General features: G+C 73.3%; 14 protein-coding genes and 1 pseudogene. 7 read left to right on the top strand and 8 right to left on the bottom strand.

From position 1 onward, the window contains the following. Window positions 1-489, top strand: a pseudogene (locus AB0J69_RS55010) (endonuclease/exonuclease/phosphatase); the annotation flags it as partial. Between the two features lie 37 nt (window positions 490-526). Then, window positions 527-1,633: a hypothetical protein gene (locus tag AB0J69_RS55005; RefSeq protein WP_364135973.1), complete on the top strand. Its 1,107-nt coding sequence runs from the start codon at window positions 527-529 to the stop codon at window positions 1,631-1,633. Window positions 1,634-1,649: 16 nt separating this feature from the next. Here the strand turns inward: AB0J69_RS55005 and AB0J69_RS55000 are convergent, their stop codons facing one another. After that, the gene (locus tag AB0J69_RS55000) at window positions 1,650-2,120 is read right to left on the bottom strand and encodes a hypothetical protein (RefSeq protein WP_364135970.1); all 471 of its coding nucleotides are present in this window, start codon (window positions 2,118-2,120) and stop codon (window positions 1,650-1,652) included. Between the two features lie 46 nt (window positions 2,121-2,166). Beyond that, window positions 2,167-2,925 (bottom strand): alpha/beta fold hydrolase, encoded by a 759-nt coding sequence (locus AB0J69_RS54995; protein ID WP_364135967.1) that lies wholly within the window; start codon window positions 2,923-2,925, stop codon window positions 2,167-2,169. 185 nt (window positions 2,926-3,110) lie between these two features. Between AB0J69_RS54995 and AB0J69_RS54990 the strand changes: the two genes are divergently transcribed. After that, a complete protein-coding gene (locus tag AB0J69_RS54990; RefSeq protein WP_364135978.1) occupies window positions 3,111-3,818 on the top strand; it encodes a lysophospholipid acyltransferase family protein in 708 nt (235 codons plus the stop codon). A 43-nt stretch (window positions 3,819-3,861) separates the two neighbouring features. Here the strand turns inward: AB0J69_RS54990 and AB0J69_RS54985 are convergent, their stop codons facing one another. Beyond that, window positions 3,862-4,323, bottom strand: a complete 462-nt coding sequence (locus AB0J69_RS54985; RefSeq protein ID WP_364135965.1) for a MarR family transcriptional regulator — start codon at window positions 4,321-4,323, stop codon at window positions 3,862-3,864. 83 nt (window positions 4,324-4,406) lie between these two features. Here AB0J69_RS54985 and AB0J69_RS54980 point away from each other — a divergent pair, with 83 nt between their 5' ends. Continuing rightward, complete coding sequence (locus AB0J69_RS54980) at window positions 4,407-4,832, top strand: DoxX family protein (RefSeq protein WP_364135962.1); 426 nt, start codon at window positions 4,407-4,409, stop codon at window positions 4,830-4,832. Window positions 4,833-4,966: 134 nt separating this feature from the next. On the opposite strand, the gene mmuM is transcribed toward AB0J69_RS54980, so the two are convergent. From mmuM to AB0J69_RS54965, 3 genes are all read right to left on the bottom strand, one after another. Continuing rightward, window positions 4,967-5,833 (bottom strand): homocysteine S-methyltransferase, encoded by an 867-nt coding sequence (gene mmuM, locus AB0J69_RS54975; protein ID WP_364135960.1) that lies wholly within the window; start codon window positions 5,831-5,833, stop codon window positions 4,967-4,969. Beyond that, window positions 5,830-6,660 carry a trehalose-phosphatase gene (otsB, locus tag AB0J69_RS54970; protein ID WP_364135957.1) on the bottom strand — a complete coding sequence of 277 codons (831 nt, stop codon included), beginning with the start codon at window positions 6,658-6,660 and terminating at the stop codon, window positions 5,830-5,832. The genes mmuM and otsB overlap by 4 nt, the downstream gene beginning before the upstream one ends. A gap of 109 nt (window positions 6,661-6,769) precedes the next feature. Then, window positions 6,770-7,516, bottom strand: coding sequence for a Crp/Fnr family transcriptional regulator (locus AB0J69_RS54965; RefSeq protein ID WP_364135954.1), 747 nt, complete (start codon window positions 7,514-7,516; stop codon window positions 6,770-6,772). Window positions 7,517-7,588: 72 nt separating this feature from the next. On the opposite strand from AB0J69_RS54965, the gene AB0J69_RS54960 reads away from it, so the two are divergent. Beyond that, window positions 7,589-7,852, top strand: coding sequence for a muconolactone Delta-isomerase family protein (locus AB0J69_RS54960; protein ID WP_364135952.1), 264 nt, complete (start codon window positions 7,589-7,591; stop codon window positions 7,850-7,852). 73 nt (window positions 7,853-7,925) lie between these two features. On the opposite strand, the gene AB0J69_RS54955 is transcribed toward AB0J69_RS54960, so the two are convergent. Continuing rightward, window positions 7,926-10,382, bottom strand: coding sequence for a VIT domain-containing protein (locus tag AB0J69_RS54955; RefSeq protein WP_364135950.1), 2,457 nt, complete (start codon window positions 10,380-10,382; stop codon window positions 7,926-7,928). Continuing rightward, window positions 10,379-11,551 carry a MerR family transcriptional regulator gene (locus tag AB0J69_RS54950; RefSeq protein WP_364135947.1) on the bottom strand — a complete coding sequence of 391 codons (1,173 nt, stop codon included), beginning with the start codon at window positions 11,549-11,551 and terminating at the stop codon, window positions 10,379-10,381. The genes AB0J69_RS54955 and AB0J69_RS54950 overlap by 4 nt, the downstream gene beginning before the upstream one ends. 116 nt (window positions 11,552-11,667) lie before the next feature. On the opposite strand from AB0J69_RS54950, the gene AB0J69_RS54945 reads away from it, so the two are divergent. Further along, window positions 11,668-12,135 carry a DNA starvation/stationary phase protection protein gene (locus AB0J69_RS54945; protein ID WP_364135945.1) on the top strand — a complete coding sequence of 156 codons (468 nt, stop codon included), beginning with the start codon at window positions 11,668-11,670 and terminating at the stop codon, window positions 12,133-12,135. A 369-nt stretch (window positions 12,136-12,504) separates the two neighbouring features. Next, a complete protein-coding gene (locus AB0J69_RS54940) occupies window positions 12,505-13,527 on the top strand; it encodes an alkaline phosphatase PhoX (protein WP_364135943.1) in 1,023 nt (340 codons plus the stop codon). Window positions 13,528-13,541 lie beyond the last annotated feature (14 nt).

The raw sequence follows: 13,541 nt of genomic DNA, 5'->3' as shown, positions 1-13,541 counted from the left end.
CTCACCGGCCGGCGGGCCCGCGTGCTGCACGCCGAGAGCCACCGGCTGCGGGCCTTCCTCGGGCTGGAGCGGCGGGGGCTGGCCGTCGCCGTGGTGCAGGCCGAGGGGGCGCGGCTGGCCGTCGGCTCGCTCCACCTCGACCTCAACGACCCGGCCAGGGTGCACCACGCCGCCGAGGCGGTGGCGCTGATGGAGCGCGTGGCGGCGGCGTACGGCGCGGCGATCGTGCTCGCCGGCGACCTCAACGAGCAGGCGCACCAGCCGGCCTGGCGCTATCTCGCCGGGCGGCTGGCCGACTGCTACGCGGTGGCTCCCAAGGGCGACGGGCCGACCTTCCCGGCCGCCGGACCCTCCGTACGCATCGACGGGGTGTTCGCCGCGCGCGAGGCGCGTGTCGTGTCGTGCGGGGGAGTGGACGCCCCGATCGCCGATCTGGCCGGGGCCAGCGACCACCTGCCCGTTGTCGCCGAGTTGCGAGTTGGGCACTAACGGGCAAGACCGGCTCTCCAGCCCGTAGCATTTCCTCATGACCCGTCGCTCTCAGCGGCGTGCGCTCTCCTTGTTCTTGGCGACGTCCGTGGCCTTGACGCAGGTCACGCCCGCCGCGCATGCCGATCCACGGCCCGCCGCCGAGGCGTGGCAGCAGTCGACCAGCGTGCGCCTCCAGGCCGACGGCTCGCTCTCCGACGTGCTCGCCGTTTCCCCGAGCGACGTGTGGGCGGTGGGTCAGCAGGAGATCTGGGACGTCTGGAAGAACCGCGGCACCATCCGCCACTGGGACGGCCGCAGGTGGGCCGAGGTGGGCGTGCGCGACGGCACGGCCGCGGGCAACCTGCGCGGGCTGGCCGCCGCCTCGTCCTCCGACGTCTGGGCGGTCGGCGACGGGCACGACGGGCTGCCGTACATCGTGCACGGCGACGCGGCCGGGTTCGACCGGGTCAGGCCGCAGGGGCTGCGGGCCGGAGACTGGCTCGGCGGCGTCGACGCGAAGTCCGGCCGGGTCGTGGCGGTCGGCAGCCGCGAGAAGAACGGGCTCATCCTCACCGGCCAGGGCAACTCCTGGACCGTGCAGGAGACCAAGGAGAAGGGCGCGCTCTACGCGGTGGCGGGCGGGTTCGCCGTCGGCGACACCGGCACCGAGCCGCTGATCGTGCACAACTCCGGCGGCTCGTGGAAGTCCATGCCGCTGCCCGCCATCCCCGGCGGCTACCTGCGCGACGTGCAGGTGGACAGCTCGAAGCGGGCGGTGGCGGTGGGCGGCGTCTACCGCGGGCCGGGCGACATCACGCCGCTGGCGCTGGCCTGGAACGGCAAGCGCTGGCGCGAGCTGCCGCTGCCCGGCTCGGAGGCCAGGCTCTACGGCGTGACGGGCGACGGCAAGGGCCGCTACTGGATGACCGGCTACGACCCCGCGCGGGCGGCGGAGCCGTTCATGATGCGCTGCGAGAAGAGCGACTGCGAGACCATCCGGGGCGCCGTCAAGCAGGGCAGGAGCAGCGTACGCCTGCAGGCCGTGACCTATCTCGCGGGCAAGGGCACGGTCTGGGCGGTCGGGCACGCGGTCGACACCGCCGACCGCTACACCGACGTCGTGGAGTCGTTCGCACCCCGGACGACCACGCAGAAGTCGTAGGAGTGCTGGGCGCGTCCTAGAGGACGGCGCCGTCGTCCCAGCCGGAGTCGTTGGGCGGGCCGTCGCCCATGCGCACCACCAGCGCCACGAACCCGCCGATGAACGCCGCCACGGCCGTGAACAGCGCCCACCCCTCCATGTGCCAGCTCGCCATCGCCGCGACCAGCAAGTAGGCGGGGCCGCCGAACAGCGCCACCCACGCGAGCTTGGTCGTCAGGTCCAGCTTGGGCAGGGGAGGCGGCGGCGGGGGCGTGAAGTGCCCCTCTTCCTCGTCGTCCCCCTCGTCCCGCGGCTCGTCGTCGTCCTCTCCGGGATCCCCGGGTTCCTCGGGTTCCCCCTCCGGAGGTTTGACGACCCGGCGGGTGGGCTCGGCGGGGACGTTCTCGCTGTCCGGCCAGGGCTGGTCGGCCGAGTCGTGCTCGGCTGTGTCGTTGAAGGACGCGACGATCTGCCGCCAGACCTCGTCCTCGTCACTCTGGGGCGTCACCTAGATGGGCCTCTCCGCAGCGATCGCGACTTCCCCCTGGGTGCGATCAGTCCCTCTGCAAGGGTACCGAGGCATGTGTCCGGATGAAGTCGAGGCTCCCGGCAAAGATCCTGTCGGCATCGTTGTCCAGTGTCGCAACATGGTAGCTATCGGTAAGCTCCTCGATCGTGGCCTGGGAGACCTTCTCACGGATGATCGCGACACTCGTCGGCTTCACCACGTGGTCCTCCGCGCTGTGGAAGACCAGCAGCGGCTGTGTCACCTTCGCCAGGTCGGCCTGCACCAGCGACCACAGCCCCGGCAGCGAGGCCGCGGCCTTCACCGGGGTGCGGGTGTAGGCCAGCTCGGTCACGCCGGGTTTCTTGACGTCGTTGGCGACGCCGGGCACCGACGGCACGAACCATTTGAGCAACGGAGCCAGCTTCAGCAGGGGAACGTCGTTCGCGATCGACGGGTTGACCACCACCACGCCGCGGATGGCCGCGCCGTGCACCTCGGCGAGCCGCAGCGCCAGGCAGCCGCCCAGCGACAGCCCCGCCACGAACACCTCCGCGCAGCGGCCCTGGAGGTCGGCGAACGCCTTCTCCACCTCGGCGTACCAGTCCTCCCAGCGCGTCCTGTTCATCTCCTGCCATCTGGTGCCGTGTCCGGGCTGGCGGGGCAGCGAGACGCTGATCCCGTGCCCGGCCAGATACTCACCCCACGGTCGCAACGATTGCGGCGTGCCGGTGAACCCGTGGCACAGCAGCACGCCGACCTGGCCTGCTTCGTGGTGGTAAGGCTCCGCGCCTGGCATGAGCGGCATAACAGCTCCTCTGTGCTGTTTCATTCCGGCGATTTCCTCCAGAACGGCCCGATCGTCGCATGTTCCGGGGTGTTTGTGCGAGAGCTGATGTAGGAGCATGGCCTTCGAGATGGGAAGATGACTCTGCTCGCCAACGTTGCTCGCCAATGCTCGCCGACGAAGCGGCGCAGGGAAGAGGTGCCAGGGTGTTCTACTGGGTGGTCAAGGCCATCTTGGGGCCGTTCCTCCACCTCGTGTTCAGGCCGTGGACCGAGGGCGCGGAAAACGTGCCCAGGCAGGGCCCCGCGATCCTGGCCGGCAACCACCTGTCCTTCGCCGATCACTTCTTCGGCCCGCTGCAGATCCGCCGCAAGGTGATCTCGCTGGGCAAGGCCGACTACTTCACCGGGCGCGGCATCAAGGGCTTCTTCACCCGGCTGTTCTTCAGCGGGGTCGGCACCGTGCCGATCGACCGCTCGGGCGGCAAGGCGAGCGAGGCGGCCCTGCGCACCGGGCTGCGCATCCTGCGCGAGGGCAACATCCTGGGCATCTACCCCGAGGGCACCCGCTCGCCCGACGGCCGCCTCTACAAGGGCAAGACCGGCGTGGCCCGGCTCGCCCTGGAGTCCCGGGTGCCGGTGATCCCGTGGGCGATGGTCAACACGTACGAGATGATGCCGCCGGGACGCCCGCTGCCCAAGGTCGGCATCCGGCCGGGCGTGAAGTTCGGCAAGCCGCTCGACTTCTCCCGCTATTACGGGATGGAGGACGACCGGCTGGTGCTGCGCGCGGTGACCGACGAGATCATGTACGCGCTGATGGAGCTGTCCGGGCAGGAATACGTCGACAAATACGCCGCCAGCGCCCGGGTCGAGATGGAGCGCGCGGCACGCGCCACCGCGGCCAAGGGATAGCCGCGGCCTGGGGGGTGACCTCCGTGCGTCCGCCGGAGACGGGTCACACGGAGGACCGTAAGGCCTCTTCCGTCTTCCGCATGGCGCTCGTCATCGCGTGCAGTTCCTCGCGGCTGAGCCGGTCGATCAGGTACGCCCGCACGACCTCCAGGTGACCCGGCGCCACCCGCTCCAGGCAGCGCCGGCCCGCCTCCGTGAGCACCGCCAGCACGCCGCGGTCGTCCGACGGGCACGTCGTCCGCTCCACCAGGCCGGCCTTCTCGAGCTGGCTGACCTGATACGTCAGCGCGCTCTTCGACACCACCACGCCCCTGGCCAGCTCGGTCATGCGCATCTGGCGCCCCGGGGCGTCGGCGAGCCGCACCAGGATCTCGTACTGCGGGTGGGTGAGCCCGGCCTCGGCCTTGAGCTGCTCCTCGATGCGCCGCTCGAGCAGGTGGGAGGTGGACAGGAAGGCGCGCCACGCCGCCATCTCCGTCGCGTCAAGCCATCGGGGGTCCGTCACCGCCTCAGTGTACGGCTCGTTCAGATTTGAACATTCACTGCTAGAGTTGTCGTTCAAATCTGAACAACAATCAAGGAGGCCGCATGGTGGACCAGGCGCGTCCCGTCGTCCTGCTGCTCGCCAGGATCGCCATCGGGGTGATCTTCCTGGTGCACGGCTACCAGAAGTTCGCGACCATGGGGATCGCGGGCACGACCAAGTTCTTCGAATCCGCCGGCATCCCGCTGGCCGGTGTGGCCGCGCCGGCCGTGGCCACGTTGGAGGTGGTGGGCGGCCTGGCGCTGATCGTGGGCGCGGCGCTGCCGATCGTGGGCACGCTGCTGGCCCTCGACATGCTGGGCGCGATCGCCTTCGTGCACGGCGCGAACGGCCTCAGCGGCGAGGGCGGCTACGAGTTCGTCCTGGCGCTGGCCGCGGCCAGCCTGGCCGTCGGGTTCACCGGCGGCGGCGCGCTCGCGCTCGACCGCGTGCTGGGCCGCCGGCGCAGCACGGCTCCCGCGACCGCCTGACCGACCGCCCGACCGCCTGACCGACCGCCTGACCGACCGGCCGCCTGGTTCTGCCGGTCCAGACGCCCGAGGACCCCGCGAACGGCCCCGCCGTGAACACGGCGGGGCCGTTCGCCTGCCGGTCTGCCGGCGGCTCAGGCCAGGTGCGCGCGGATCTGCCTGATGTGCTCGGGCGTCGTACGGCAGCAGCCGCCGATCAGCGACGCCCCCGCCCGCTGCCATTCCATGGCGGCCTGACCGTATTCCACCGGGTCGGCCAGGCCCAGCCAGCGGCGGCCGGCGGCGTCCCACGTCTCGCCCGAGTTCGGGTAGACGACCACGGGCAGGCCGCCGGACAGGCACGAGATCAGCCCGGGGATGTGGCGGGGCGCGGTGCAGTTCGCGCCGACGGCCACCACCTTCGGGTTCCCCGCGAACAGGGCGGCGACCTCGCGGATCGGCGTGCCGTCGTTGAGCCGCTCGCCGTCGCGGCAGGAGAAGCTCACCCACGCCTTCACGCCGGTCGTGCCGGCCAGCAGCCGGGCCAGCGCCCGCGCCTCCGGGTAGGACGGGATGGTCTCGCAGGCCAGCAGGTCGGCCCCGGCCGCGGCGAGGATCTCCCAGCGCGGCAGGTGCCAGGCGTACAGGCCGTCCTCGTCGAGGTCGTAGTCGCCGGTGTATTCGGCGCCGTTGGCCAGGTAGGCGCCGTACGGGCCCACCGAGGCCGCCACCAGCCCGTGCCCGGCCTCGTCCCGGGCCTGCCCGGCCAGCTCCACCGACAGCCGGATCAGCCGCTCGGCCGCGGCCACGTCCAGCCCGCGGCGCGCGAAGCCGGGGATCGTGGCCTGGTAGCTGGCGGTGGTGGCCACGTCGGCCCCCGCCGCGAAGAAGGCGGCGTGGGCGGCCCGGATCAGCTCGGGCTCCTCCAGCAGCAGCCGCGCCGACCACAGGTCGTCGCGCAGATCGGCGCCGAGCCGCTCGAGCTGGGTGGCCAGCCCTCCGTCCAGGACAAGTGTCGTCACTTATCCAGGGTACGAGCCGACGGGTGCCCCGGGAACGCGCCGATGACGTGGTCGAGCAGGTCAGGCGTGGCCTCGGGGGACTCGACCGTGAAGTCCGCCCGGCGCGCCAGCTCGTCGCCGGTCTCCCCGTTCGCCACCGCGACCTTGACGCCCAGGAACGCCGGGTCGCGCTCCTCCCGGCCGCGCAGCGCGTCGAACGCCCGGCCGTCGGACAGGTCGTCGCCGAAGTACCAGGCGCGGGTGAGCGTCTCGGTCTCGCGCTCGATGACCGTGCCCTTGTCCAGCTCGACCGGGGGCCTGAGCTCGACGACCATGCGCCCGTACTGCTCGCGCAGTCCCAGCTCGGCCGCCTTCTCCGAAGCCCAGCGCTCCACCGCGCCGCGCAGCGAGGGGACGGCCCGGTAGTGCAGCGCCACCAGCAGCGCCTTGTCCTCCACCAGCACCTCGCCGGGCAGCTCGCGGGCGGCGTCGGCGACCAGGCGGCCCATGACGGGGGCCCAGGGCTGGGCGGCGGCGTCGGTGCGTACGCGGCCGTCGACGACGGTCTGCATGCCGTACAGGCCGAACAGGCGCACCTCGGGGGCGCCGGCGAACCGGTCGGACAGGAACGCGGCCGGCCGGGCCGAGACGACGGCGACCCTGCTCACGAGCCCCGCCAGCACCCGCAACCGCTCCACCGCGCCGGCCACCGGGAACACGGCGGCGGGATCTCGCATGATCGGGGCGATCGTGCCGTCGAAGTCGAAGAAGAAACCTGACCTCCGATGCTCCGAGACGGTGGCGGACACCGCCTCGACGAAGCGGAGAGGGGCGCGAGAGGTCGCCATGCTCAGTGACGATAGAACAGCCTGACCGGCTCGGATAGACGCCCGCGGGTAATTGCGCCGGCCCCCCCGGCGCACCCCCTGAGGCTGGGCGATCACGGGAGCATGGGGCCTACGCGGAGGGGGCGGGAACGGCGGCGAGGCGGGCGAGGGCCGGGCGGTCCAGCACCACCACCTCCCCGGAGCCGATCGCGATCAACCCCCGTCGCTCGAACCGGCGAAGGGCACGGTTGACGCTCACCCTGCTCGCCCCGATCTCGGCCCCCAGCCCCGCCTGCCCGCCGTGCAGCGCCACCCGCCCGGCGTCCGCGTGCCGGTCGTGCGGCGGTACCGGCCCGGCGTCCACCTGCCCGTCCGGCGGCGTGTCCGGTACGCGGGCGGCGGCGCAGCGGCGTACCAGCCAGGCGGCCACCCGCGACGGCACGTCGCGCACCGCCGCGTCCAGCAGCCGCTCGTCCAGGTCCCGCACCGTGGCGGCCAGCGTGCGCAGCAGCCGCGCCGCCACCGACGGCTCGGCGTCCACGAGCTCCAGCACGGCGGCACGCGGCAGGTAGGCCACCTCCACCTCCGTCAGGGCCGTGCGCGTGGCCCGGTGCGGCCCGTCCACCAGGAGGGCCGTCTTGTCGAACGCCACCGGCGCGGCCTCCACCGCGAGCACCACCTCCCTGCCCTCGGCGCTCACCCTCCCCGCCTTCACCCGCCCGGCCAGCAGCACGATCAGGTGATCGGCCGGATCGCCCTCGGTGCACAGGACCTGCCCGGCCGCGTAGCGCCGCAGCCGGGCCACCGCCGCCGCCCCGCGCAGCCGCTCCTCCCCGAGCTCCTCGAACATGGGCAGGTCCGCCAGTGTGTACGCCATGTATCCGTTGATACACCACCCCCGTGCCCAGCGATGCTGAGCACCGGGACCGCCGGGCCCTAGCGTGCGGGCATGGCGAGATACGTGTTGCAACTGGCCTTCGACGGCGACCCCCGGCGGCTCGCGGCCCGCCCCGCGCACCGGGAACACCTGCGGCGGCTCCAGGAGCGGGGGCGCCTGGTGACCGCCGGGCCCTGGGCGGACGACAGCGGCGCGCTGCACGTCTACGAGGTGGCGGACGAGGCCGAACTCCGGCAGATCCTCCAGGAGGACCCGTACACGGCCGTGAACGGCTACGAGATCGTGCTGCTGCGGGAATGGACGCCCATCATGTGACCTCCCCGGAGCGGGCGCGCCGCCTCGGGGAGGCGGCGCGCCCGCGCGGCGACGGCACGCGGGATCCAGCCGGTCAGGCGCGCTTCCAGAAGGGGCCGCGCCGCCCCTCACCGGAAGTCCCGGACCCCGGCCCGGACCCCGGTCCCGGCATCGGCCCCGGTCCCGATCCCGGGGGCGGTGAGCCGCCGCCGACCAGCGCGGTCAGCACCTCGACGGCCCGATCGTGCAGCGCCTGGGCGTCGGCCGCGCCCGGCCGCTCGGCCGCCTCCAGCTCCCGGGCCAGCGCCTCCAGCTCCTCGTTCCCCCCGAGGTACGCCGCCAGTGCCGCCAGCCGCGTGCCCAGGTCCGCCAGGTACGCCAGATCCGGCACCGGAAGAGCCCTCAGCCGGTCGAGCTCGGCCACCAGCTGCGGCCGTACCGACTCCGGCCGGTGCGTGGGCCGCCCCGCGTACATGCCGGACCGCCCACGACCGGGCGCCGCCGGAGCACGCTTCGGCCCCTTCGGCATGGCCGCCTCCGGCCCGCCCGACCCCCGGCCCGCCGGCCCGCCGAACCCGCCGGCCTGCGGCCCACCGGCCACGAAGCCCTGCTCCATGTCCGCCGCGTCGAGGCCGGGCCCGGACATCCGGGAAACGCTCATGGGGGCGGCGGCCAGCATCGCGTTGGCAGCGAAGCCGCCCATCATCGGGGCCGCCGGCGGCATCTCCCAGCCGCTCGGCGGCTCGACCGGCTGGATGACCCGGTGCTCCGGCCCTTCGCCGGCGACCTGCCTGGTGTCGATGGCCACGTACGCGGTGAAGCGGCACAGCACGCCGTATTCGAGCGACGTACGCACGATGCGGGTCTCCAGGTCGTGCTCGCCCATGGCGTACCGGTCCTCCAGCTCCCGCAGGTGGGCCCGGGCCCAGACGGCGCGGATGGCCGGGTTGTCCACCGTCACGCCGGCGACCCGCTCCTCCCACGGCGCCCCCTCCGCCAGCCCGCGTACGGTGGCCGAGGTGCCCTCGCGGTGACGTCCGTACGCGCGCAGCGGCACGCCCGGGAAGATCGAGCCGAGGTGGGTGACCGTGTCCGGCTCGACCTCGAGATCCTTGATCGACAGGTCGGTGACCAGGGGAGCGCCGATCCTGCGGTGGATGTGCTCCATGGCCGCGTCGAGCCGGTCCTCCGACTCCACCAGCTCGCACCGCCCCGCGCCGAGCCCGGCCAGGCGGCCGAGGAAGCCGGCGTTCACGGCCCGGTCGATGCCCACGGTGTGCACGCGCATGGCCGACAGCGCGCCGCCCGCCTGCTCCAGGATCTGGTCCTCGTTGCCCACCTGACCGTCGGTGACCAGCACCACGACGCGTTCCCGCCCGGCCTGGCCGCCCAGCAGGGCGATGGCCTGGCGCAGCGGTTCGAGCAGCTCGGTGCCGCCCCGGGCGTCCACCCGGGCCAGGTGCTCGACCGCCCGGTAGCGGTTGCGGTCGGAGGCCTCCACCAGCCCCTCGAACGCCTGCTCCACCACCGAGTCGAAGGTCAGCACCGCGAACCGGTCCTGCGGCGTCAGCGTGTCCACGATGCGCGCGGCCGCCCGCCGGGCGCAGACCATCTTCCAGCCGCTCATGCTGCCGGAACGGTCGAGCAGCAGCACCAGGTCGCGCGGAGCCCGGGTGGCCTGCAGCGGCGGAGGCAGCACGGTGAGCGCGAACGTCCCCCGGCCGTCGAGCTGCAACGACGTGGAGGCGTCGAACGACAGCCGCAGCACGAAGTCCCGGTCGAGGCGCTCGCCGGGGCGCAGGCGTACGGTGCGGCCCTGTCCCTTGGCCGGTCCCTTGGGGGGTCCCTCATGGCCTTCTTCCACCACGTGCAGGCTGGAGGCCAGCTCGCGCAGCTCCAGACCGGCGGCGTCCACGGTGGCGGCCAGCGAGAGCCGCACGGGATTGGGGAAGCCGGGCAGCAGGACGGGCGGGCTGATCCGGGAGGCGTCGGGGACGGCGTCGGTGTCGGGCGCCGTGCCGTCACCGGCCGGCTGCCCGTCGACGGGGCTGCCGGGGATGTAGCGCGGGGCCACGACCAGCGGGAACCTGAACGTGGCCGCGCCGTCCTCGTACGGCAGCGGCTGGCTCATGGTCAGCCGGACAGAGACGCGCTCGCCGGGCAGGATGTTCCCCACCCTGATCGTGAACACGTCCGGCCGGTCCTCCTCGGCGATCGCCGCCCGCCGGCCCTCGCGCAGCGCCTGGTCGTAGTCCGCCCTGGCCTGCCCGCGCTCCTTCAGCACGCCCTCGATCACCCGGTCGTCGGCCTCCATCCGGAACCCCGTCACGGCCGCCCGGTCGGGCAGCGGGAAGACGTACGTGGCCTCCAGCGTGACATCGAACGGGTTCCTGAACCCCTGCGTGACCTCGACCCCGGCGACGAGCCCGGAGATGTCCGCGGCCACGTCCACGCTCTCCAGCGGCAGGTTGCCGCGCTCGGTCAGCAGCGCGCCGATCCCGGCGTCCGGCACCGGCAGGCACCGTGCGGGCTCCAGCGAAGTGATCTTCATGTCAGCTCCCTCTCTTCGAGCACCGCGAGCAACGGCCCCGCCGCCGCCAGCACCGCCTGTACGTCCTCCTCGGACGGAACCCGGCCCGCGTCCAGCACCAGCCGCACCCCGTCTCCCAGCCTGACCCCGCTGACCACGCTCGCCCGCGACGCCACACCGCCATGCCCGGCCCCCGACTTCGCGGAAGCGGTCGTTCCACGGCCCGCCTGCCCGGAATGAGGTGACACGCCGGCTCCACCGGTCTCGCCGCCCCCTGCCTGGGCAGGCGCGACGCTCCCGCTGGGCCCGCCCCCCGCGTCAGCCGGCCGGCCGCGCACGTCACTCGCGCCTCGCGGGCCTGCCCCGGCGCTCTCGTCGGACGCGCCCCCGGGTCCGGCCGGACGGCCGGGCAGGGCGCTCGCGCCCCGCGCGTGACCCGCCGCGGGCTGCGCCCCAGCCGTTCCACTTCGGGTGTGACCCGCCGCGGGCTGCGGCCCAGCGGGTGTGCTTCGCGGGTGGCCCGCCGGGGGCTGCGGTCCTGCGGGTGTGCTTCGCGGGTGGCCCGCCGGGGGCTCCGGCCCAGCGGGTGCGCCATGCGGGCGACCGGCCGCCGGCCCCGGTCCGGAGGTCTTGCCGTTCCCCGCGGCCGGACGGCCGGGCGCGACACCGGCGTCCTCTGCACCGCCCCCTCCAGGCTTCGGCGGGACGGTGTCCGGCGCCGCTCCCTGGGCACGCGCGGTCTCGGCACCCGGCCGCTCGGCCCAGAAACGCCCGCGTGCCGTCTCCCCATCGAACGAGCCCACCCGCGACCCCGGGCCGCCACCGGCACGCCCACTGGCAGCACCGCCCGCCTGGCCCGCGTCCGTCACCGGCGTGGCCTCCACCCGGGCCGCCGCCTCCAGCATCCGGTCCGTCGCCCCGGCCAGCGCCGCCTGGATCTCGGCGATCGACCGGCCGGCCGCCTGCAACCGCTTCACGGCCACCAGCTGCAGCAGGTGCCGCCGCCCGTACCGCGCGATCCGGCCGCGCCGGGTCAGCGGCGGGTCCACCAGCCCGATGGTCGTGTACCACCGGATCAGCCGCTCCCCGGGCACGTCCCGGACCCGGCCGTTGGCAGGGGGCGGCGCGCCGTCGCGCAGCAGGCGCGCCGCGTGCTCGGCCAGCTCGCCGATCGTCCAGGTCTCGCTCATACCCTCACAATGACACTGTCACTATTACACTGTCAACAACGTCGGCGATCGGAAGAACTACAGGCCCGATTTCGTTCTAAATGTGTAAAGTCCGACCGTCGGGGAGGAATGACGACATGGCTACGATCACCGGTCCCATCTCAGGCGAAGCCAGGAACACCGTCGCTGAAGCTCTCCAGGGCGCCCTGGTCGACCTCATAGATCTCTCACTGGTCGCCAAGCAGGCCCACTGGAACCTCATCGGCTCCCACTTCCGCCCGATCCACCTCCAGCTCGACGAGGTGACCGAGTTGGCCAGAACGCACATGGACACCATCGCCGAGCGGGCCGTAGCCCTCGGGATCAACCCGGACGGGCGCTCCGCGACGATCTCCCGCTCCACGAAGCTCCCGCAGCCGGAGGGCGGCTGGATCGAGGACGGCAAGGTCGTGGCGACCTTCACCGACATCCTGGACGGCATCAGCAAGCGCATGTACGAGCGCATCCAGGCCACCGACGAGCCCGACCCCGTCAGCCAGGACCTGCTGATCGCGGTGGCGCAGGACATCGACAAGCAGCACTGGATGTTCCAGGCCCAGCGCTGACAGATCTGCGAAGAGCCCGGGCGTTCGGCCCGGGCTTTCGCATGCGGCGAGGTAAGAGGTGATCGTCCCCAGCCGGACCGGACGCGCCCGGCCCCGCCACGGTGCTGTCACCGGGACCCGGTTCCGTTTGGGCGGACGCCTCGGTCTCGGACGTCGCCTCGCTCGCCCGGGAAAGCGGTTTCGCCGTCACGCAACGTCACGGGGTGGGCGGTCGCCGCTTCGCGTACCTCCGCCAGGCGTACGGAACGTCACCGCCCGCGTCCGGTCGGGCGGAGCGGCGGCGGGGTTTGCGCAGAGTTTGATGTCGCGAGTCCCTGCCATTCATGTCGGTGCGGTCGACTAGCGTGGCACCTAGAGGGAGGCCCCACGATGTCCCACAAGACTCTCCTCCGCACGGGCCCGCTCTTGCCTGGCGGGGTAAGCCCGTATGGACCGCTCGGCCTGCCCGGGCCGGGCGGGCTGGCGCTGCCCCACGAGTTCACCGGCAGGGTCGTGGCCCGCTCCGGTCACAAGGTGGCCGGCCTGACCTGGCACGCGGCGCCCGACGGCGGCGCCTGCTTCCCCGACGGCGCCGGCTGGATCTACGTGTCCAACTCCGAGCTCCCGCTGCTCGGCGGGGCCTCGGCGCTGCGCTTCCGGGCCGACGGCAGCATCGGCGACGCCTATCGCATCCTGTCGGGCACCGACCTCAACTGCGCGGGCGGGGCCACGCCGTGGCACACCTGGCTGTCGTGCGAGCTCGGCCACCGGGGCCGCGTCTTCGAGTGCGACCCCTACGGCACGCGCGCCGCGCGCCCCCGCCTGTCCATGGGCCGCTTCAAGCACGAGGCCGCCGCGTGCGACCCGGAGCGGCGCGTGATCTACATGACCGAGGACGAGCCCGACGGCTGCTTCTACCGGTTCCGGCCGGGCGACTGGGGCGACCTGACGGAGGGCACGCTTGAGGTGCTGTGCGCCTCGGGCCACTGGCAGGCGGTGCCCTCGCCGGCCGCCCTGCTCAAGGAGGCCCGCCACCAGGTCGAGGACGCCCGCCACTTCGACGGCGGCGACGGCTGTCACTACGCCGGCGGGGTGTGCTACTTCACGACCAAGGGCGACACCGGCCTGTGGGCGTACGACGCGCAGACCTCGACGCTCGACCGCCTCTGCGAGGGCGTGCGCGCCATCACCGCCGCCCCCTCCGGCGACCTCTACGTCGCCAGGGAGCGCCCGGAGGTCGACGTCATCGCGCCGGACCGGGCGGTGACCCCGTTCCTGCGGCTCGAGGGCCACGACGGGGCCGAGCTGACCGGGCTGGCGTTCTCGCCGGACGGCGAGCGCCTCTACTTCTCGGCCCGGCGCGGCCGCACGGAGGGCCACACGTTCGAGGTGGCGGGCCCCTTCCGCACCTGACTCGCGTGGACGCG

Source organism: Nonomuraea sp. NPDC049709 (genome assembly GCF_040674815.1).
Lineage (GTDB): Bacteria > Actinomycetota > Actinomycetes > Streptosporangiales > Streptosporangiaceae > Nonomuraea.
This window is presented reverse-complemented; position numbering and strand designations above follow the sequence as displayed.

What these genes read in the sequence shown, in the direction of transcription:
- AB0J69_RS55005 (WP_364135973.1), top strand. Translation starts at nt 527, where the DNA reads ATGACCCGTCGCTCTCAGCGGCGTGCGCTCTCCTTGTTCTTGGCGACG.
- AB0J69_RS54995 (WP_364135967.1), bottom strand. Translation starts at nt 2,925, where the DNA reads ATGCCGCTCATGCCAGGCGCGGAGCCTTACCACCACGAAGCAGGCCAG.
- AB0J69_RS54980 (WP_364135962.1), top strand. Translation starts at nt 4,407, where the DNA reads ATGGTGGACCAGGCGCGTCCCGTCGTCCTGCTGCTCGCCAGGATCGCC.
- otsB (WP_364135957.1), bottom strand. Translation starts at nt 6,660, where the DNA reads ATGGCGACCTCTCGCGCCCCTCTCCGCTTCGTCGAGGCGGTGTCCGCC.
- AB0J69_RS54965 (WP_364135954.1), bottom strand. Translation starts at nt 7,516, where the DNA reads ATGGCGTACACACTGGCGGACCTGCCCATGTTCGAGGAGCTCGGGGAG.
- AB0J69_RS54960 (WP_364135952.1), top strand. Translation starts at nt 7,589, where the DNA reads ATGGCGAGATACGTGTTGCAACTGGCCTTCGACGGCGACCCCCGGCGG.
- AB0J69_RS54955 (WP_364135950.1), bottom strand. Translation starts at nt 10,382, where the DNA reads ATGAAGATCACTTCGCTGGAGCCCGCACGGTGCCTGCCGGTGCCGGAC.
- AB0J69_RS54950 (WP_364135947.1), bottom strand. Translation starts at nt 11,551, where the DNA reads ATGAGCGAGACCTGGACGATCGGCGAGCTGGCCGAGCACGCGGCGCGC.
- AB0J69_RS54945 (WP_364135945.1), top strand. Translation starts at nt 11,668, where the DNA reads ATGGCTACGATCACCGGTCCCATCTCAGGCGAAGCCAGGAACACCGTC.
- AB0J69_RS54940 (WP_364135943.1), top strand. Translation starts at nt 12,505, where the DNA reads ATGTCCCACAAGACTCTCCTCCGCACGGGCCCGCTCTTGCCTGGCGGG.